Origin of the sequence: Actinotignum schaalii (genome assembly GCF_028864145.1) — a bacterium.
Lineage (GTDB): Bacteria > Actinomycetota > Actinomycetes > Actinomycetales > Actinomycetaceae > Actinotignum > Actinotignum schaalii_B.
Window position 1 is genome coordinate 39534 of record NZ_JARBHJ010000006.1, and the last position, 19533, is coordinate 59066.

Below are 19533 nucleotides of genomic sequence, written 5' to 3' on the forward strand. Positions count from 1 at the left end.
TATGCGTGGCAACAGCGGTGGCGTGAACGTGGGTGCGGCTGGCCCGGCCGGTGCGGCGCGTTTGCGCAGTGTTGATCTGAGCCTGGGCTATGGGGATGTCGCCGTGGCGCGGGATCTGAATGTGGAGATCCCGGATGGCTCGTTCACGGTGATCGTGGGGGCGAACGGGTGTGGGAAGTCCACGCTGCTACGCGGTTTGGCACGGTTACTTTCGCCCGCGAGCGGCCGGGTGCTGCTGGATGGGCGAGATATTGCGGCGATGGGCTCGCGGGATTTCGCGCGGGAACTTGCGTTGTTGCCGCAGTCTCCGCATGTTCCGGAGGGTATTACGGTTGCCGAGCTGGTGGCTCGGGGGCGTTACCCGCACCAGGGTTTGTTTGCGCGGCCTTCGGCACGTGATGAGGAGGCGGTTGCTCGGGCTTTGGCGGCTACGGGTACCGCGGATTTTGCTGATGCGTTGCTGGGGGAGCTCTCGGGTGGAGAACGCCAGCGGGTGTGGGTGGCGATGGTTCTGGCCCAAGACACACCGATTATTTTTTTGGATGAGCCGACGACGTATCTGGATATCGCTTACCAGATTGAGCTCTTGGACTTGTGTGCTCGACTGAATCGAGAGGGCCGCACTCTGGTGGCGGTCCTGCACGATCTGAATCAGGCGGCGCGTTACGCCACTCATATCATCGCGATGAAGGATGGGCGTATTGCTTTTTCGGGTTCGGCTGTCGAGGTTTTCACTCCGGAAAACATTGCGGAAATCTACGGGATAACTGCGGTAGTTATCCCGGATCCGGTGACGGGCACCCCGATGGTGGTGCCGGTTTCGGCAGGTATTTAGGCCGCGGGCCGGGGCCCGAAGATGGCGCTGCCCACACGTACCTGGGTGGAGCCTTCGGCCACGGCGATGCTCATGTCGTGGGTCATTCCCATGGAGAGTTCCTGTACGCTGGGGTGCTCGCGCTGGAGCTTATCCCGCAGTTCACGCACAAGCGCGAAGGAGTGGGCGATCTTCCGTTCATCAGTGGTATTGGCTCCGATGGTCATGAGGCCATCGACCCGCAAGTGGGGGAGTTCGGCGATCTGCCCTACCAGTTCTTCTACCTGGTGGGGTTCCACTCCGTACTGGCTGGCTGCTCCGGAGGAGTTGACCTGGACGTAAATGGAGAAGGGGCCGTGGGCGTGGCCTTCTTCGCGCAAGCGGCCTTGCAGCCGGTTGAGGCGCTGGGCAAGTTTCAGACTATCCACAGTTTCGATGCAATCGGCCAGTTCGAGGGCGCGCCCGGCTTTATTCGATTGCACGTGGCCGATGACATGGGTCCAGTGGGGTGGGTTTCCGGCGCTGGCCGGGGTGATGCCGCTGCCTTCCCAAGCGCTGGCGTCGTGGATGAGGCGTGCCGATGGGCCTGCACCCGTGCTGGGTGTTGCGAGCTGGGTTTCTACGTCTTGGAGTTGTTGGATGAAGTTTTGGCCCATGAGGCGGGATCCGGCGGCAAGCGCAGCGTGAATGGCGGTGATGGACTGGTGTTTCACGACGATTTGGAGCCGAGCGGTACCGAGCGGTATGCCGGCAGCTTCTTCCGCTCCGCGCAGAGCATCACGCACCAGGTTGATGCGGTCGGGGATCTCCTCCGCGGTTGGGACTATGCTGGACAATTCGGCGAGGTGAGCAAGCCTGCCCTGCTCCGTATGTGTCATGGTTTGTATCAACTCCACAGGTATCGTGTATCAGCCGCTGTTTATGGTAGATCTCTGCACCGCGAACTGGGGAAATGGTCTCAGAACTGATGGCACGGTCTCAGAACTAATGACACGGTCTCAGAACTGGTGCCGCGTTTTCCGAATCGGCGTATATCTCATCACCGGGGTAGTGGTGGCGGGTGCAGCGGGCTCATAGTTCTCCCACGCTAATAATGTCGAGGATGGCGTGTCCGGCTTCATCGCTTGCCTCGAGGTCCACAACTGCCCAGAATCCCCACGAGTTGTCACCTGCGCCGTCGTCAAAAACTTGACGCACCAACCAGGCACGCAGACGCCCGGTGGCGGTGGTGAGGTTGTCCATGACGCTATCCACGTGGGCTGCCGGAACTCCGGCGGTGATGAAATCGGCGCGGTCGGGGTGTTCGAGCACGGTGACGAGTTGGGCGGAGCGTGCTTCGGCACCGGTGCCGATCTCCTGGTAGGAATCGAAATAAGCATCGGTGGCATCCATCCAGGCATCGCCATCCCAGACCGGGCCGCCCACCCAGAGCGGGATACCTTCCCCGCGGGCCACGCCGGCCCCATCATCGAGTGCCGCCCTATCAAGCCAGTCGAGATTTTCGTGTGCTACGGCTTCCACGAAACGGAAGAGCGCATTGCGGATGGAGACGCGTAGCGCGTGCGGGCTGCGCGAGAGCGTGACCTTTCCATCTTCATCAGCACCGAAAGCGCGTTCGCGAGCTCCGCCGGTGCTGCTGTCAAGATTGGTGATGTCTGCGGTGGTAATGCGGCCATCACGCAGGGCTTCCCATTCGTCGAGCAGGCTGGAATCCACCGAGCGTACCAGGCTGCCCAGCCAGGCGGTCATATCCTCAAGATCCTGGGTGCGGGCCTCCAGCGGCACCGTTTGGCGCAGCGCCTTGTAGGTATCTGTGAGGTAGCGCAGCAACGTGCCTTCGGAACGGGCCAGGTCATAACGGGAAATAAATTCCGAGAAGGTGATCGCGTTTTCGATCATTTCCCGCACGATGGATTTGGGGGAGAGCTGGAAGTCATCCACCCAGGGATTGGTTTGCCGGTAGATCTGGAGTGCCGCACCGAGTTCTTCCGCGAGCGGTTGGGGCCAGGTGATTTTATCGGCTTCGGCCATGCGTTCGTCATAGCCGATGCCAGCGGCTTTCATTCGCCCGATTGCGCGCCCGCGCGCTGCGCGTTCCTGCGCGTAGAGGACCTGCATGGGGTTATCCTGGACCGCTTCGATCACCGAGATGACATCGAGGGCGTACTCCGGGCTATCCGGATCAAGGATATCCAGCGCGGCCAGCGCAAAGGGTGCCAGCGGTTGGTTCAAGGAGAAGTCATCAGGAACTTCGCGTGCGTATTCGATGGGGGAATGGTCCGGGTGCTCCGCTAGCCACTGCGGAGTACGGTGCAGGATAACGCCCGCCCGCTCGAGAGACATGTAAATGCGGGTGGCTTGCCGGATGAGTTGGTTGGAAGCCGTGCGCGGTTCGTGATTATCCGTGAGTAACTTGGTTACGGCCGCGACATTATCCCCCGGCCGCTGGAACAAATTGAGCATGAGCGAGTGGGATACCCGCATGTGGGACGTCAGGGTTTCCGGAGCTGCGCCTTTGAGATACTCAAAAGTCTTTTCCGACCACAGTACTGTATTTTCCGGCGGCTTCTTCTTTTGGATGCGACGCTGTTTGACCGGATCATCCCCGGCGCGGGCCACCAGCCGCGCATTTTCAATTTCAAATTCGGGTGCCTGCACAATAACATCACCCTTCGTATCGAATCCGGCCCGCCCGGCCCGGCCTGCGATCTGGTGAAATTCACGTGCACTCAGGTGGCGATTGCGTTGGCCATCAAATTTAGCCAGCCCGGTCATGACAACGGTGCGAATAGGAACGTTAATGCCCACCCCGAGGGTATCCGTACCGGAGATGACCGGCAGTAACCCGGCCTGTGCCAGCTTTTCCACGAGGCGCCGGTAGCGGGGGAGGAGGCCCGCGTGGTGCACGCCAATACCGGAACGGAGCAGCTTGGAGAGAATTTTCCCGAAACCGGGCCCGAAGGAAAAATCTCCGAGGGCTTCGTGGATGCGGGCTTTCTGTTCCTTGGAAACGAGGGCGTGGGTGAGGAGGGCTTGGGCCTGTGCTACTGCCTCCCGCTGCGAAAAATGCACCACATAGACGGGCGCGCGATGCGTGGAGGTGAGTTCCAGGAGGAGTTCACCGAGTGGCTGATAGGAATAAGAGAAAGAGAGCGGCACCGGCCGTTCCGCGTTACTCATGAGTTCGACGGCGCGCCCGGTGCGCTTCTCAAGATCTTCTGCCAGCCAGGTGGTATCCCCCAGGGTGGCGGAGAGGAGCACCTGCTGGGTGCGGGTGAGTTCCAGGAGGGGAACCTGCCAGGCCCAACCGCGTTGCGGATCCGAGTAATAGTGGAATTCATCTTGGACCAGCACGCCGATATCCGCCGCGGCGCCCTCCCGCAAGCTCAGATTCGCCACGATTTCCGCGGTGGCACACACTACGGGAGCCCCGGGGTTAATGGTGGAATCCCCGGTTACCATCCCCACGTTATCCGCACCGAAAACATTGATGAGTTCAAAAAACTTCTCCGATACCAGGGCCTTGAGAGGCGCGGTGTAATACGCGGTTTTCCCGCGCGCGAGACCGCAGAAAATAGCGGTGAGCGCGATGAGCGACTTACCTGAACCGGTGGGGGTGGAGACGATCATATGAGCGTCATCAATAGCGGCGAGCAACGCTTCTTCCTGATGGGGGTAGAGCGGCCGGCCGGTGCTTTCCGCCCACTGGGTGAAAGCCTCATAAAGGGCATCATCAGGCGGGTTGAGCCCATACTTATCCTCCAGAAGGTCCAGGGCAACATTGAGTTGCGGACGAGGGCGCAGCGCCGCGGCCCCGGGCTGATCTGACTGTTGTGAACTCATGACTTAAGGGTGCCACACTCCTACGACATAAAAATTGGCCGGAACTGCTGCGGGGCGCGGTGCGGATCCTTGAACCTCCGGGTGAGCGGACCCCTAACCTGTGGCTTAGCGGACCCTTAACCTGTGGGTTAAGGGTTGGGTGCGGGCCCTTAATCAGTGGGTTACGGGGCGCGTCAATTGGGTGGGAGCCGGTTTGTACGACGGCGCAAAGCGCGGCATTTCGCGCGTATCGGGCGGTGGGGGATGCGATGTGAGGGAGGAAACAGCCTGAGATAGGGTTCTTGACTTGCACTGGGCGGCGGCCCTGGGTAAAGTATCTATTCGTCGCCGCGGGCGGCAAACATAAAAGAATAACGAGCACCGCTAGCTCAATTGGCAGAGCAACTGACTCTTAATCAGTGGGTTCTGGGTTCGAGTCCCAGGCGGTGTACAACGGCCCCGCAGTTCCAAGCTGCGGGGTTTTTCGCGTCAGCATGGCGAAAACTCGCACGTGCACAGCGTACGTTGTGGATTGTTTTTACGCCACCACCTCCACGGAATACACCCACTGAACCCCCCGGCACCTACGCGCAGGGCGAAATCACACTCCGTACCCGCGACTATCTAAGCGACATGTGTCGCGTTATTCTTGGTAGCGAACGGTGCGAATCGCGCGAGAGGAATGCGCGGCTACCAGTTATGGAGCGATGATGAGTGATTGTCCTTATTTCCATATCTCTAAGACTGGGCTCATCGCCCTCGCGGGCGGAGTGTGGTGCCTGGCTGGAGTAAATGTTGCCCGAATTGGAGTGGAGAGCTTCGCGGAATCGGCCTTGGGTGCGCCGTGGATCTGCCTGCTTCCCCCGCTCGTTCTCGCCGCCTTCGGAGCGATGTTCGCCAAGGTTGCCGGGAGGCATATCCGGCGCATTCGCTCCCATCCGCGCCCGGCACGGCCTTTCTGGCATTTCTTCGATGTGCGTTCCTACCTCCTCATGGCCGTCATGATGGGCGGAGGCATAGCCGTGCGGGCCAGCGGGCTGCTGCCCAACTCCTTCATCGCCTTCTTTTACACCGGATTGGGGGCCGCGCTTGCCGGAGCCGGCCTCCTTTTCTTTGTGATTCTTCTCCGGGATTCCCATATTTCCTAAGTTGAGCGTAAGTGACTCAATAACTATTGAGCCTAGAGTGAACAATAGCTACTGAGTGGAACAAAGATAAGTCCGTGGGGGTTGGGATTGATGTCAGGGCGATAGGCCCGGGCGCCGAAAGGCGCGCGGCGTCGTCGTTCATAGAAGTGAAAGAAGGATTGACCATGGCATACGATATTGATCGCACGATGTCCACAGCAATGGACCGTTTCCTCAGCCCCTTTGATGGCTTTTTTGCCGTTCCTACTCGGATGGTCAACGGGCGGCGTTCCGATCTGGAGAATCTCGCGCTAGAGTACCGTTCGCAACTCAAGCAAACCGAGGATGGCTACGAAGTCCTCTTCGATGTTCCGGGCTTTAGCGCAGATGATATTGACCTGAACGTTTACCCGGATCACATCACCCTCAAGGCTGCGCAGGAAGAAGAAATTGAGGGCGGCACCCGCACTCGTTCCGTTTCTCGCACCCTGGGCTTCGATCAGGCTGTGGATACCACCACGGTAGATGCACATCTCAACGATGGGGTTCTCACCGTTTCGGTGAAGACCACCGCGGGTTCGCAGGGGCGTAAGGTCCAGATTGGTTCGGGCAAGGCTACCGCCGCATCGCCTGCTGCGCAGAAGTCAGAAGAAAAGCAGGCCGGCTCTGCAGCATAAATCTGCAGCATAAAAATGTGCAAGGAATGGTACCCAAGCGTGGTACATGCTGGCACTAAATAAGCATCCAGGCCACTGGCGCGGATGTGAGAAAGGCAGTCTTCGGGATACTACCAATCCCGGGGCTGCCTTTCATTTTCCCGAACTATCGCGCCCTAATCGTTGCTTGCGGTATTCCAGAGGCGCCACCCCGTGGCGTTCCATAAAAGCACGATTGAGTGCACGGGTGCTGGGAAATCCCACCCGCTGGGCGATATCTTCCAAAGTGGGAACCTGCTCTTCCATGAGCAAGTAATACGCATCCTCGACCCGTAATCGCGTGAGGTACTGTTTGAAAGTCATCCCGGTACTGAGCCGGAAAAGCCGGCTGAAATGCTCGCGCGAATAACCGTGCGTTTCCGCCACGCTCGCAGCGGTCAGCGGTTCCCGGTGGCGCCGCTCGATGTCGCTGATAATAGCAAGAATTGTGGTGTCGGTAGCACGCCGAATTCCGCGCGGCCGGCACTTGACCACGAAATTCTGGTAAAGCAGAAATAGGATATCGAAGAGAATCGCGTTGATGCCGAAAACCCGTTCGGGTCCCAGCAGATGCGTTGTGTCAATCATGCGCAGGCACAAGTCAATGAGTGCTTGCCGATCCGCATCGCGAGCTCGCGCAGAATCCACGGCCAGCACATAAAGATCAGCTTTCTTATAAATGCGTTCAATACGGCTGCTGTCATAGGTGATGGAGAGAATAAGAGGAGTCTTGCCATCCCGAGATTCTGTAATAAATGAATGGGGAGTGTAGGGACTGATAATGCAGAGCTTTCCCGGATACAGTGCCTCGACCCGCGAGTCGATAGTTACACTGCCACCACCCTGGACAACATAATTAACCTCGACTCCGGAATGCCAGTGGGTCGGGACAACTTCCGGATGGCGGTGCACCAGCACAAGGGCTGGGTATTCGGCGGGCATGGAACCCACCTCACAAAAAGCACGATTGAGGATGGGTTCCTTCGGGTCGTGTATACGGTTATCCATCATGCTTAACTCCTCGCGGATTCGTCTCTCATAGTAACTAACCGTTGTGGAATCTCATCAGGGTGAGGTGGTATCTATAGCGATTCGATACTGCCTCTATTTTCGTGGTTTCCCCTATTCTTCGTGAAAAAAGGCAGACCGCCGCAACTATGTCACGTTTGGGCATAGGGTGTGCCACATTTCAGCACTATCAACCGAAGATTTTTGCCTAGGCTCAGTCACGCGAGAAGTAAGTGTCCGCCAACGGTCACATTTTATCCGGGTGCATGGATCACGGTGCTTGGATCACCCTGTGACTGCTATTAGCGACGGTTCAAAATGATCGAGTGCGACGGTCACTGACGCTCGCTCACAACAGCATCTCCTTCGAATGGGAGAAGGAGATGGTTGATAGGGAGGAAGGTGCGCAATGACGCGTAATAAAAAACGGTCCGGCGGGCCCGCGACATCGGCGAAATCTGCACAGTCGCCAGCCCCGCTCGATCCGGTTATTAAACGCCGCATTATTATCGTTTGCCTAGCCGCTGCTGTCGGCGGTTTTCTTTTCGGGTACGACACGTCAGTCATTAACGGTGCGGTTGATTCCATTGCCGGTTCCAGAACCGGGTGGGATCTCAGTGCCTTCATGAGCGGGATCTCGGTTTCCTGTGCTCTGTTCGGATGCGTGATTGGCGCGTGGTTTACCAGCCACATTGCTGATCGGCTGGGCCGCGTTCCCACGATTTTCATCGCGGCAATCCTCTTCGTGGTGTGCTCGATCTTCTCCGCCATCGCGCCAACCGTGTGGATTTTCATTATTTTCCGTTTCGTCGGTGGTCTCGGTGTTGGCCTCGCCTCAGTGATTGGTCCGGCGTACATTGCTGAAGTAGCTCCGGCGCAGATGCGCGGGTTCCTCGGCTCTTTCCAGCAGATGGCCATCGCTTTCGGTATCCTCGCCGCCGTTGTGGTGAACGCGAGCTACGCGAGCGCTTCTGGCGGTGCCGATGAAACCTTCTGGTTCGGGATGCCCACCTGGCGCATCATGCTTCTCAGCATGATCGTCCCCGCGCTCATCATGCTCATTGTTTCCCTTAAGCTCCCCGAATCCCCGCGATTCCTCGTGATGAAGGGGCGCGATAAGGAAGCCGCCGCAATTTTGCAGCGCCTCACCGGGGAAAAGGATCCGGAAGGCAAAGTCAAGGAAATTCGCGCGACCCTTTCTGGGGAGAAAGCCGCGAAGCTTTCGGACCTGCGTGGCAAGACGTTCGGGCTGCGCAAAGTCGTGTGGATCGCCATGGCCGTCGCCGCCCTCCAGCAGCTCTCCGGCGTCAATATCATCCTCTACTACGATTCCTCGCTATGGAAGTCGGTCGGTTTCAGCGAACAGCTCGCCCTCAATATTTCGGTGTACCGGACCATCGGCGCTATTATCGCGACCATCCTCGCGATGTTCATCGTGGACAAGGTGGGGCGGCGCTTCCTGCTCATCACCGGTTCGAGCGTGATGACTATCTTCTTGGGAATCGCTGCCCTCGGTTTCTACCAGGCTGATGTTGATGGTGCGTCCATCACCCTTCCGGGAATGTGGGGACCGATCACCCTTGTTTCCGTGTACATCTTCTACCTGGCCTTCTGCTTCACGTGGGGCCCGGTCATGTGGGTCGTCCTCGGGGAGATTTTCCCGAATAATATTCGCGCCCTCGGGGTGGCGGTGGCAAGCGCCGTCAACTGGATTGCGAACTTCCTGGTCTCTACCACTTTCCCGCCGTTGAAGGACGCGATTGGAACAGGCAACGTTTATCTGCTCTACGCCGTATTCGCTGCCGTGAGCTTGATTTTCGTGATGAAGGCTCTTCCGGAAACCGCCGGTGTTGAACTCGAAGATATGCCGGCCGAGTAGTGAGGACAACACATGCATGCTGACACCCCCGAGAACATTGCGCGGGCCAGAACGTGGACGCCGATTGATGAGGATCTAGCCGGCGTCACCGCTCAGATCCGGCAACGCGCCATCGAGGTACGGAAATCTTTCGTGCTAGATGTTGATATCGTGCGGTGCGAACGCTGGCATACCCCGGAAACGGTGGATGTTATCGCGGATATTCCCTATCTTCCCGATGGGGAAAACAACCCCTTCCACCGCCTGGATCTCTACCTTCCGCACGATGCGTACCTGCGCGGAGGCAAAGCGCTTCCCGTGTACATCGATATTCACGGCGGCGGTTTTGTATACGGCTTGAAGGAGTTGAACAAGAATTTCGGTGTGCATCTTGCAGCCCAGGGCTGTGCGGTATTCTCGCTGAGCTACCGGCTCTCCCCGGCTGCCGATTTCCTCGACCAACTCCACGATGTCCTCGCGGGCTGCGCCTGGATTGCGCGGCATCTCGATGATTATCCGGTGGATCCGCAGTCGGTAATTATCACGGGGGATTCCGCGGGCGCGACTTTGGGAATGTACGCGGTGGCAGCTTTGTGTAACCCTGAGGTTTTTGCCGCGCTGGACGTTCCTGTTGCCGCGCTGGACGTTCCTGTTGCCACGCTGGACGCGCCGGGCAGTGCGCCGGTGCCATCCACTCTGGGTGAGGATCGGCTATCGGTTGCGGGGATGGCTTTTGTGTCCGGTCTGTTCGACCTCTCGGATCTGGTGCCTTTCGTGTCTGATCGCTGCGGTTATGGGAACGACGACGCCGCACTTCCGACTCTCGCCTATCTGACGGAGATGGGTGGCTTCATCGACCGCGCGGTGGATGTGCTCGGCGAGGACCTGCTCTGCGCCGCAAAGCTCGTGGAGCGCTGCGAGTTCCCCCCGGCCTATCTCGTCACGAGTTCCGATGATTTTATCGAATTCGAGACGCTGCTTTTTGCCGGCTATCTCTCACGCAAGGGAATTCCGGTGGAATGCCATTCCTATCGACCGCCGCGCGGGGTGACCCTGGGCCACGTCTTCCCGGTGGGGCAGGTGTGGCTGGAGGAAAGCCGCGAGGTACTCGAGGATCTGCAACGTTTCGCTCTTGAGTGCAGGTAGTGTGCGGGAGCGCGGATATGATTCGCGCGTGCTGACGAAAAGCTGAGAGAAAAGCGGGGCCATCTCGATAGAGAAAGGCCCCGCTTTTATGTGCTTTATGCGCTTGTGATACGCCTGTAGGCGCGTGAAATTTACTTCGGCGCGCACTCGCTCTTTTGCCCGCGTGCCATGAGCTCGGCTTCCGGCGAGCCTTCCCGCACGTAGGTGGCCCCGGCGTTCGGGGTAGCTTCATCGGCCAGGGTGATGGTTTTGCCGTCCTCAGCGAAGTGCGCCACCGAGGTGCCAATTTCCTTCCCGTCGATGTCCTTCCAGGTCACAATGTTATTTGCCGGTTCGAACGTACCGGTCATTACCTGGGATTCCCCGCCGCTGCAATCCAGCACTTTGGAGATCAGCTCACGCCCGTCCACGCTCACCACGTACATGGACGCACCTGCCTGCCGCATAAAACTCCCGGCCTCGGTGGTTTCAGCGGCATCGCATCCGCCTAGCAGGAGCGCTCCCGCTCCCGCCGCGCAGAGCGCCGCCGTGCTCGCCGCCACCTTACGCACCATTTCGCGCATCTCACGCCTCGCTTCCCGTTATCACACCTGTTGTTCGTTTCTTCTGTCCATACTTTAGCCGCGGTACGACGCCGCCGCCCGGCTCGCCCACACGCTTCCGTGCCGCGGCTTACGTTCGCGCGCCGGCCGCGCCGGCCGCGCCGCCCCACTTCGGTGTTGCTAGAGCACCAGGACCGCCGGCACCAGGAAAATCTTTACCACAATCGAAAAAGCGAAGAGGGTGGCGTAAGCATTATCGATGCGTTCGTCGCCCACCCGTGACGTAGCCGCATCCAGCACCGCGGGCTGGCCCAGGAAACCGGCGACGGCCCCGGCGGTTCGCGGGGCGGAAAGCCGGAGCACCCAGGCGCCCGCCACCAGCAACGCCGCGCAGGAGACCAGCGTAATTACGCAGACGGTCACGGCCGCACCCACCGCCTGCGGAGAGGTCACGATCTTTCCGAACCCCGGCCCGGCCGTCAGTCCCAAACCAGCTAAGAACAGCGTCAGGCCCAGCTGGCGCATCGTCAAATTTGCTGCCTCCGGCATCGCCCACACAAAAGGCCCGGTGCGCCGCGCCGCACCCAAGAACATCCCCGCGATGAGCGGCCCGGCCGCGGTCCCCAACTGGAACGCCTGGCCCCCGGGCAGTGGGAAAGTCACAAAACCGAGGAGCAGCCCGGCCACCATGCCCACCGATAAACTCAGCACGTCGATTTCCGAGATGGAACGCTCGGAATCCCCAAATAGATCGGCGATGGCATCCCAGCGTTCCCGCGGAGCCACCACGGTTACCCGGTCGCCCGGCTCCAGAATGAAATCATCGCGGGCCAGCAGCTCCAGGTCTCCGCGCCGTACCCGGGTCACCACCGCGCCGTATTTGGCGGGCAGGTTGAGTTCCCCGATGGAGCGCGCCGCCACATCCGGGTTGGAGACCACCAGGCGGTTGAAATCCACGTGGCTGCGATCATCGGCCAGGTGGTCACTGCGCAAATGCCCGAGGTGCGCGGCGGCGGCCTCCACATCCGCCGCCAGACCAACAACAACGACGTCGTCCCCCACCTCAAGATCTTCACCGGGCAGCGCCACTCGCACCCGGCCGCCCCGCCGCAAGTAGGAGACGCGCACGCGCCCGTCGGCCCATTCGGGGATATCGCGCAGGTTCATGGGGTGTTCCACGGTGATGGTGCGCGGATCCAGCAGGGTTCCGGCTAGCGAAGGGGTATCGCGCAGCCCCGGCCAGGCGCGGCCCACGACGAGGGAGACCAGAATAATGCCGATTATGACCGCCAGGGGATACCCGAAGGCATATCCGATCGCGGGCTGTGTGCTGCCTTCCGTGAGCCGGGTGGCGGTGGCGAGGGCCGGTGCCGCCGTCGTCGCACCTGTGAAAAGGCCCGCCAAAAACGGCCGTTCGATGCCGAAAAGTAGTCCCATTACCAGGGCGGCGCCCGCGGCGAGGAAAACCGCTACCACGGAGGCCAGGAGCAAGGAGAGGTTGCGCCGCAGCTGCGCGAAAAAGGCCGCGCCTGAGGCGATGCCCACCGTGTAGACGAAAAGTGCCAGCCCGAGGGACTGCACCACGTCCATTCCCGCACCCAGTTCGGGGAAGCGTGCGGACATGGCCAAACCCACAAAGAGTGCGCCGGCTGCGCCGATACGTATCCGGCCCAGCGGAATCGCACCGAGAAGTGACCCGAGGGCCACCACAACGAAAATTGTTAGTAACGGGGAAGAGTCGAGGATCGCCACGCCATAAGACTAGCCGGGGTAGAGTTAGAGTGTGTCTGATCCCATTGTTACTCTTGCTACGAGCAAAGACTTACCGAACCTCGACGTGGACGAGGCCGGCCTGCCCGATGCCCTGCGTGAGCGCCATATCGAACCGCGCGTTGTAGCGTGGAACGATCCCGATTACGACTGGAACAACGCCGGAGTTGTCGTTGTCCGCTCAGTTCGTGATTACGGGCGTGATACGCAGGCTTTTATTTCCTGGGCTCGCTCCGTGCCGCGGATTCTCAACCACGCGGATATTATGGCGTGGAATTCTGATAAGCATTACCTGCGGGAATTGGAAGCGGCGGGTTTGCCAACCATTCCCACCACCTGGCTGGAACCGGAGGAAAACCTGACGAAACACCAGGTCCATACCCGGTTCCCGGCGCACGGAGATTTCGTGGTCAAGCCCGCGGTATCTTCGGGCGGGCGCGGCACGGGGCGCTATACCGCCACCGATCCGTCCTCGCGCTCCCAAGCTATTTTGCATGCGCAGCATGAGCTGGCCAAAGGCCGCAGCGTCATGGTGCAGCGCTATTTGGAAAATATCGACCGTACCGGTGAGGTGTCGCTGATCTTCCTCAACGGCCTGGCCTCGTATCGGGTGGAAAAGGCGCCGCTGCTCCATCCGCGTTTCCGCAGCGCGGATCAAATCCAAGAAGAAGTCGTGTCTGTTTCAGAGGCGCGTGAATCGGAATGGCGCTGGGGTGAGCGGGTTCGCAATGTGCTGCACGGGCTCATCCGCGAACACACCGGGCGCGACCACCTGCTGCTCTTCAACCGCGTGGACATTGTGCCGGCCGCGCCGGGGGACCCCAACGAGTTTTACGTGATGGAGATTTCCCTTATCGACGGCTCGTTGTATCTGTCCCTGGATGAGAGTCACCTCAACCGCTTCGCGGACGCGATTGCAGTGCGTACGGCCTGGTAGTTCGGTTGCGGATGGTGTGGTTGCGCTTGCGGGCGGTGCCGTTTGTGCTTTTATCGCGGCGACGGCGCAGCTTGCGCTCCCGTGCATGACCGCGGGTTAAGTACGACGGCGCAGCTGGTCGGTGCGCCGAGCTGGTTTACAACGTGGCCGCTATCACCGCCGTGGAATTGTCTTTGCGGGCGGTGACCGGCTATAGTTGTTTATCGGCGTTCTTTCGCCGGAATGGTGGCCATAGCTCAGCTGGCAGAGCACCTGGTTGTGGTCCAGGAGGTCGCGGGTTCAAGCCCCGTTGGCCACCCCAGAGTTCAGGCTCGTTTTGAATGTTTGGTAGCAAGCAAGCGAAACGAGCCTGAGTTGTATTGATGCGGTAACCACCCGGGAGAGGAGCCTCGATGGCGAAGCGTAAGAAGAAAGACCGCGGCGGTGTGCTGACCTGGGTGGGAATCCTCGCTATCGCGCTCGCGAGCATCGCGGATTTTGTGCTGTTTTTCTTTGATGATGGCTCCCGATATATCCTCTACACCCTCCCGCTGTGGTTCCTCGGCATCGGGTGTTTTGCCTGGCTGGGGCGGAGCGAGGAGCGCGGAGGGAAAACAGGTGATCAACGGGGTAGATGATAGTTACGCATCTCGTCTGCGCCTCTTTTGCTTGTTGGACCATTTCGCCCGCGGCGTGAATATTGTGCGCGGCGGGCCGTGCTTGAGGCAGGGGCAACGCGCTCGGCATAACGTGGCGCGCGCTATCCTCACCGTCACGTCACCAAATTCTCGGTACGATAGGGGAATGACCAGCGCGGAGCCCTGCCCCGCGCAGCAGGGCAAGTACAGGTAGGCCGCTCGCGGCCGTGACAAGGAGCCGCACAGTTGAGCCAATCGCAATCCTTCGCGTTCGATACCCAAACCCGTATCCCCAAGGTACGTATCGGGGTCGGCCGCGCGCACGGCAAGGCGATCCTATTCGGCGAACACGCCGTGGTCTACGGTGCCCCGGCAATTTCTCTTCCCGTTCATGTGCTTCCCGTTATCGCCAACGCCACCATCACCACTGGCGAATCAACGATTAGTTCCGAACTTTATCGTGGCCCGGCCGCTTCCGCACCGGAGCGCCTGAGCCCCGTGGTCGCGGCTATCGACGCCGGGCTTGATTTCGTGGCCCCGGGCAGCTCCGCCCACGTCACCATTTATTCCGATATTCCTTATGAGCGCGGACTCGGCTCCTCAGCGGCGGTCGCTGCCGCGATTGTTTCGGCCATTGCCGATGCCGCGGGGGTGCGCCTCTCACCAGCCGAGCGTTTCCTCCTCATCCAGGTGGCCGAACGGGTGGCCCACGGGCGCCCCTCGGGGATGGATGCGCATGGCGTCGTCGCCGATACCGTTATTAAATTCCAGCGCCCAGACGTCACTCCGTTGATCGTGGCGCGCCCCCTCCACGTGGTTATCGGTGATTCCGGGGTTCCCGGAGCTACACGGCAAGCCGTCGGCTCGGTCCGTGAGCTGCGCGAACAGTTCCCGGCGAAAGTGGAGACCCTGGTGGCGCGCCTGGCCGGATACGCGGCGGATGCGGAAATGCAGCTCGCAACGGGGGACTGGGCGAGCATGGGGGAGAATATGTGGCGCGCCCATGCTACCCTCGCGCAGCTGGGCGTTTCCTCCGCGGAACTCGATACTCTTGTAAACGCTGCTCACGGTGCTGGCGCGCTCGGCGCGAAGATGACCGGCGGTGGGATCGGCGGGTGCGTTATCGCCCTGGCGGAGAACAGTGCTCACGCGAAAGACATCGCCGCGGCGCTGAGTGCAGCCGGCGCAGCTAACGCCTGGTCTACCTGGGTGGAGGCCAGCAAATGAGCACCGCGCGCGCCCACCCGAATATCGCCCTCATCAAATACTGGGGCAAAGCGGATGACGAGCTCATGCTCCCTGCCGCACCTTCCGTTTCCCTTACACTCGATATTTTTCCGACGACGACGACAGCCCGCCTCGCCCCCACTTCCCACCGTGATCGACTCATTCTCAACGGCCAGGAAGCGAGTGAAAAAGCGCTTGCCCGAGTCGAGCGGGTTCTCGATGTGATACGCGACCAGGCCGGGCGTAGCGAAAAACTGCTGGTCATCAGCGATAATGAAGCACCGACGGGCGCCGGAATGGCCTCCTCGGCCTCCGGGTTCGCGGCCCTGGCGCTCGCGGCTGCCACCGAATACGGAATGGATGTGAACACCGCTCAGCTCTCTCGCCTGGCCCGGCGCGGTTCGGGATCTGCCGCGCGTTCGGTTATTAGCGGGGTGGCGCTCTGGCACGCCGGTACGGATGAAGAATCTTTTGCCGAAGAAATCTCGGCTCCGCCGCTGGCCATGGTCTCGGTGGTATTAAACACTGCTCACAAGAAAATTACCTCCCGGGAAGCGATGGTTACCACCCGCGCTACCTCGCCGTATTACTGCGGCTGGGTGGAATCCACTCGCGATATGGCCGCTCAGATGGTGGATGCCTGCAAGGCGGGGGATATGCAGCGGATTGGTGAGCTCACCGAGCTCTCCGCGCTGCGTATGCACGCTCTCATTATGAGCTCCGAACCGCCGATTCATTACCTCACTTCCGCGTCCTGGCGAGTATTTGAGCTGGCCCGCACTCTGCGCGGGGTGGGTTTGGATGTGTATGCCACCGCGGATGCCGGGCCGAACGTGGTGCTCCTAACCCGCCCGGAGCTCGCCGCCGAAGTGGCACGCCACGCTGAAGCCCTCGGCAAAGTAAGCATTGCTCACGCGGGGAACGGTGCTTACCTCGTGGAGGAGCCGGAGTCTCACCGGGAGGTGTTGTGAGCGAAACAGAGATGCAGGAGGCTCCCGTACGCATCCATGCCAATGCGCCGGGCAAGCTTTATATCGCGGGGGAGTACGCCGTGGTGGAGGCCGGCCGGCCAGCGATTCTTATCGCGGTGAACCGTTTTATCGACGTCGTTCTTACCCCGGCGGAAGGCTCCGGGCTGGTACGTTCGCACGGCAACGGTTTCGCACCTCTCTACTGGCGCCACGAAAACGCGCTCCCTGTTTTTGATGATATTGGCTCCGATTACGCTGCCAATGCGATCCGCACTGTTGAGGCGCTGCGCAGTGAACGCGGCCTCGAGGCCCGCCACTACAACCTTGATATCACCTCCGGTTTGGTCGAAGAGGACGGCCGCAAATACGGCCTGGGTTCCTCGGCCGCGGTAACGGTAGCAATCGTGGATGTGCTCAACCGTTTTTACCATCTCAAACTCACCCTGGAGGAACGCTATAAGATCGCGCTGCTTTCCGTTTTGGAGCGGGCCCCGCGGGCCTCGGGTGGGGATATTGCCGCCTCCACCTACCGCGGTTGGGTCTACTACCGTTCCCCGGACCGCGCGGGCCTGAGCGAATACGCGCGCAGCCACAGCGTGACCGAAACGTTGAACGCCCCGGCGTGGGATTGCTGGGCGGTGGAATCGCTGCCCGCTCCCGTCCACGAAGAACTCCTGGTGGGGTGGACCGGCTTGCCTGCCTCCACCGAGCATCTGGTTTCCGGGGTACAGGCTCGTTCTCGCGGCGCCTACTTCCCCGGTTTCCTAGACGAATACGAGGATGTAGTGGAGCGCCTGGCCACCCAGTTGCGCACTGGTGGCCGCATCGGTGCCGAGGTTACCGCCGCGCGCCGGCTTCTGCGCCAGCTGGGCGCCAGCTCGGGTATCACTATCGAAACCGAGAGCCTGACTCATTTGTGCGACGTCGCCGCCGGGCTGGGGGGAGCTGCCAAATCATCCGGAGCTGGCGGGGGTGATTGCGGGATCGCCCTGGTAGGAAGCGATGTGGATAAAGACGCGGTATATCGGGGCTGGCGCGCAGGTGGCGTCGAACCGCTCGACCTTACGGTGGTGGAAGGATGAGCCCGGCGAATGCTGCCGGCGCGGCTGGGGCTAGAGATTCGCGCGGTGCGGGCGATGGGGTTGGTGCGCGGCAGGATACTTCCCGGGCGGCGCGCAAAGACGAGCACGTAGCCCTGGCGCGTGCGCAGGAAATCCGTCGCAATGATTTCGACTGTGTGAACCCTGTTCACCACGCTTTGGCCGCTTGTGATGTGGCGGCGGTGGACCTGTCTACCCGGGTCGGGACGTTTAGCTGGCCGGTGCCCTTTTATATCAACGGGATGACCGGGGGCACGGAGGCAACCGGGAAGATTAACCGAGTGTTGGCCATCGCGGCGCGGGAGGTAGGCGTGCCGATGGCAAGTGGGTCCGCCTCGGTGGCCCTTGATGGTCCGAGCACGGCTTCTTCTTTTACCGTGATTCGGGAAGAAAATCCGCGCGGTTTCGTCATGGGAAATATTGGGGTGGGGCGCAGCGGCGCGGATGCCCGGCGCGTGGTTGAACTTCTGGAAGCGGACGCACTCCAGCTCCATCTCAATGCCGGGCAAGAAATTGTTATGCCCGAAGGGGAACGCGAATTTTCCGGCTGGCGTGCCTCGGTGGAAGAAATCGTGGCGCAGGCCGGAGTGCCGGTGATCGTCAAAGAAGTGGGATTCGGGATCTCGCGGGAAACGCAACGTGTTCTCGCGGATCTAGGTGTGCAGGTGGTCGACGTCGGGGGAGTGGGCGGCACGGACTTCGCCCGTATTGAAAACTCCCGGCGGGAAGCGCGCGAGTACTCCTACCTGGATGGATTTGGCCAATCCGCCCCGCTCTGCCTCCTCGAAGCGGAGGCCGAAAGCGGGCTTGACCTGCTGGCCTCGGGCGGGGTGCGCACTCCTTTCGACGTCGTCCGTGCGCTTATTTTGGGTGCCCGGGCGGCTGGCGTGGCTCGCCAATTCCTCGAGCTGGCTATCCAGGGGGAGGCCGCTGCGGTGGCTGGGCTGCGTTCCTGGCGCGATCAGGTGCGCGCGCTGCTGGCGCTGCTCGGGGTGCGGACGGTCAGTGCGGCGCGGCAGTGCCAGGTGTTCATTACCGGGGAGCTGGCCGAACGGGCCCGGCTGCGCGGCGTCGATCTTGAGTCGTACGCGCGGCGTGGTGCGGCGCACACGAGTTTGTGTCATGCAACAGATATATAGCATTGCTAATACTCTCGCACCACGTTAGTATTGAGAAATGAGAGTGCGCGATCCTGATCTGTACGCTTTCTTCCGAGGAGGTCCCTACCCGAGGCGTTATCCGGCCGGTTTGCAAAAACAACTTACCCGGCGATTGCAGATGTTGAACGCTGCGAGAAGTGTGCACGATCTTCGCCAGCCGCCGGGAAACCGACTTGAGGCACTTTCGGGTAATCTTCGCGGGTATTGGAGTATCCGCGTGAATAATCAATGGCGGGTTGTGTTCCGCTGGGATAATGAAACACAGGAGGCTTATGATGTCTATTTCTGCGACTACCACTAACCAGTATCTTTCGACCCCGGGCGAGATTCTGAAAGAAGAATTTCTTGAACCTCTGGGAATCACTCCTTACCGCCTCGCCAAGACTATTGGGGCATCTCAAACGGCCATTGGGGAGATTATTTCCGGTAAGCGTTCTATCAGTGTTCCTATGGCGTTTAGGTTATCGAAGGCTCTCGGGACAACCCCGCAATTTTGGGTGAATTTGCAGCGCGATTTTGACGTTCTCTCTTTTGATGCATCTGAAGTCGAGAGTATTAATCCGCTTGTTGCCTAATTTACTGTTAGGCGCGAGTTGAATCTGCACGCCTAGTGTAACCAAAACTGCAGGCCCTGGTTGGCTAGTGGGTGGATTCGTGAGCGTATTTGCCGTCATTGCAAAGTTTCGACTCTTGGGGGCGCGCTCACGCAGTGCTGTTGCCGGGCGCACGCGATAGCGAT

18 protein-coding genes and 2 tRNA genes are annotated in these 19533 nt (G+C 60.3%); 15 read left to right on the plus strand and 5 right to left on the minus strand.

Features of this window, described 5'->3' with window-relative positions; genetic code table 11:
- Window position 1: 1 nt before the first annotated feature.
- Complete coding sequence (locus tag PWJ82_RS02220) at window positions 2-835, plus strand: ABC transporter ATP-binding protein (RefSeq protein WP_274733453.1); 834 nt, start codon at window positions 2-4, stop codon at window positions 833-835.
- Here PWJ82_RS02220 and PWJ82_RS02225 read toward each other — a convergent pair.
- Both PWJ82_RS02225 and PWJ82_RS02230 read right to left on the minus strand, forming a co-directional pair.
- Window positions 832-1692: a YggS family pyridoxal phosphate-dependent enzyme gene (locus PWJ82_RS02225; RefSeq protein ID WP_274733455.1), complete on the minus strand. Its 861-nt coding sequence runs from the start codon at window positions 1690-1692 to the stop codon at window positions 832-834. The genes PWJ82_RS02220 and PWJ82_RS02225 overlap by 4 nt on opposite strands.
- A 193-nt stretch (window positions 1693-1885) precedes the next feature.
- Window positions 1886-4657, minus strand: coding sequence for a DEAD/DEAH box helicase (locus tag PWJ82_RS02230; protein WP_274733457.1), 2772 nt, complete (start codon window positions 4655-4657; stop codon window positions 1886-1888).
- Between the two features lie 357 nt (window positions 4658-5014).
- Between PWJ82_RS02230 and PWJ82_RS02235 the strand changes: the two genes are divergently transcribed.
- The 3 genes from PWJ82_RS02235 to PWJ82_RS02245 all read left to right on the plus strand — a co-directional run bounded on the left by PWJ82_RS02235 (window position 5015) and on the right by PWJ82_RS02245 (window position 6440).
- Window positions 5015-5087 (plus strand) — tRNA-Lys (locus PWJ82_RS02235).
- A 259-nt stretch (window positions 5088-5346) separates the two neighbouring features.
- Window positions 5347-5784: a hypothetical protein gene (locus PWJ82_RS02240; protein WP_274733458.1), complete on the plus strand. Its 438-nt coding sequence runs from the start codon at window positions 5347-5349 to the stop codon at window positions 5782-5784.
- Window positions 5785-5948: 164 nt separating this feature from the next.
- Window positions 5949-6440, plus strand: a complete 492-nt coding sequence (locus PWJ82_RS02245; protein ID WP_274733460.1) for an Hsp20/alpha crystallin family protein — start codon at window positions 5949-5951, stop codon at window positions 6438-6440.
- Window positions 6441-6572: 132 nt separating this feature from the next.
- Here the strand turns inward: PWJ82_RS02245 and PWJ82_RS02250 are convergent, their stop codons facing one another.
- Window positions 6573-7469 carry an AraC family transcriptional regulator gene (locus tag PWJ82_RS02250; protein ID WP_126135834.1) on the minus strand — a complete coding sequence of 299 codons (897 nt, stop codon included), beginning with the start codon at window positions 7467-7469 and terminating at the stop codon, window positions 6573-6575.
- Between the two features lie 406 nt (window positions 7470-7875).
- Here PWJ82_RS02250 and PWJ82_RS02255 point away from each other — a divergent pair, with 406 nt between their 5' ends.
- Entirely contained in the window at window positions 7876-9345 is a 1470-nt protein-coding gene (locus tag PWJ82_RS02255) for a sugar porter family MFS transporter (protein ID WP_274733463.1), read from the plus strand.
- Between the two features lie 12 nt (window positions 9346-9357).
- The gene (locus PWJ82_RS02260) at window positions 9358-10470 is read left to right on the plus strand and encodes an alpha/beta hydrolase (RefSeq protein ID WP_274733465.1); all 1113 of its coding nucleotides are present in this window, start codon (window positions 9358-9360) and stop codon (window positions 10468-10470) included.
- Between the two features lie 131 nt (window positions 10471-10601).
- On the opposite strand, the gene PWJ82_RS02265 is transcribed toward PWJ82_RS02260, so the two are convergent.
- Both PWJ82_RS02265 and PWJ82_RS02270 read right to left on the minus strand, forming a co-directional pair.
- Entirely contained in the window at window positions 10602-11033 is a 432-nt protein-coding gene (locus PWJ82_RS02265; RefSeq protein WP_274733467.1) for a hypothetical protein, read from the minus strand.
- A 159-nt stretch (window positions 11034-11192) separates the two neighbouring features.
- Window positions 11193-12764, minus strand: a complete 1572-nt coding sequence (locus tag PWJ82_RS02270; protein WP_274733469.1) for an aspartate:alanine exchanger family transporter — start codon at window positions 12762-12764, stop codon at window positions 11193-11195.
- A 31-nt stretch (window positions 12765-12795) separates the two neighbouring features.
- Between PWJ82_RS02270 and PWJ82_RS02275 the strand changes: the two genes are divergently transcribed.
- From PWJ82_RS02275 to PWJ82_RS02315, 9 genes are all read left to right on the plus strand, one after another.
- Window positions 12796-13719, plus strand: coding sequence for an ATP-grasp domain-containing protein (locus tag PWJ82_RS02275; protein WP_274735106.1), 924 nt, complete (start codon window positions 12796-12798; stop codon window positions 13717-13719).
- A 225-nt stretch (window positions 13720-13944) separates the two neighbouring features.
- Window positions 13945-14020: transfer RNA gene (locus PWJ82_RS02280), tRNA-His, on the plus strand.
- Window positions 14021-14111: 91 nt separating this feature from the next.
- Window positions 14112-14336, plus strand: coding sequence for a hypothetical protein (locus PWJ82_RS02285; RefSeq protein ID WP_274735107.1), 225 nt, complete (start codon window positions 14112-14114; stop codon window positions 14334-14336).
- A gap of 246 nt (window positions 14337-14582) precedes the next feature.
- Window positions 14583-15563, plus strand: a complete 981-nt coding sequence (gene mvk / locus PWJ82_RS02290; protein WP_126135649.1) for a mevalonate kinase — start codon at window positions 14583-14585, stop codon at window positions 15561-15563.
- Window positions 15560-16534: a diphosphomevalonate decarboxylase gene (mvaD, locus tag PWJ82_RS02295; protein ID WP_274735108.1), complete on the plus strand. Its 975-nt coding sequence runs from the start codon at window positions 15560-15562 to the stop codon at window positions 16532-16534. Before mvk ends, mvaD begins: the two co-directional genes overlap by 4 nt.
- A complete protein-coding gene (locus tag PWJ82_RS02300; RefSeq protein ID WP_274735109.1) occupies window positions 16531-17616 on the plus strand; it encodes a phosphomevalonate kinase in 1086 nt (361 codons plus the stop codon). Before mvaD ends, PWJ82_RS02300 begins: the two co-directional genes overlap by 4 nt.
- Entirely contained in the window at window positions 17613-18773 is a 1161-nt protein-coding gene (gene fni / locus PWJ82_RS02305; RefSeq protein ID WP_274735111.1) for a type 2 isopentenyl-diphosphate Delta-isomerase, read from the plus strand. Before PWJ82_RS02300 ends, fni begins: the two co-directional genes overlap by 4 nt.
- Before the next feature lie 43 nt (window positions 18774-18816).
- Window positions 18817-19095, plus strand: a complete 279-nt coding sequence (locus PWJ82_RS02310) for a type II toxin-antitoxin system RelE/ParE family toxin (RefSeq protein WP_274733492.1) — start codon at window positions 18817-18819, stop codon at window positions 19093-19095.
- Window positions 19067-19369 carry a HigA family addiction module antitoxin gene (locus PWJ82_RS02315; RefSeq protein WP_274733493.1) on the plus strand — a complete coding sequence of 101 codons (303 nt, stop codon included), beginning with the start codon at window positions 19067-19069 and terminating at the stop codon, window positions 19367-19369. Before PWJ82_RS02310 ends, PWJ82_RS02315 begins: the two co-directional genes overlap by 29 nt.
- The last annotated feature ends 164 nt before the right edge of the window (window positions 19370-19533 follow it).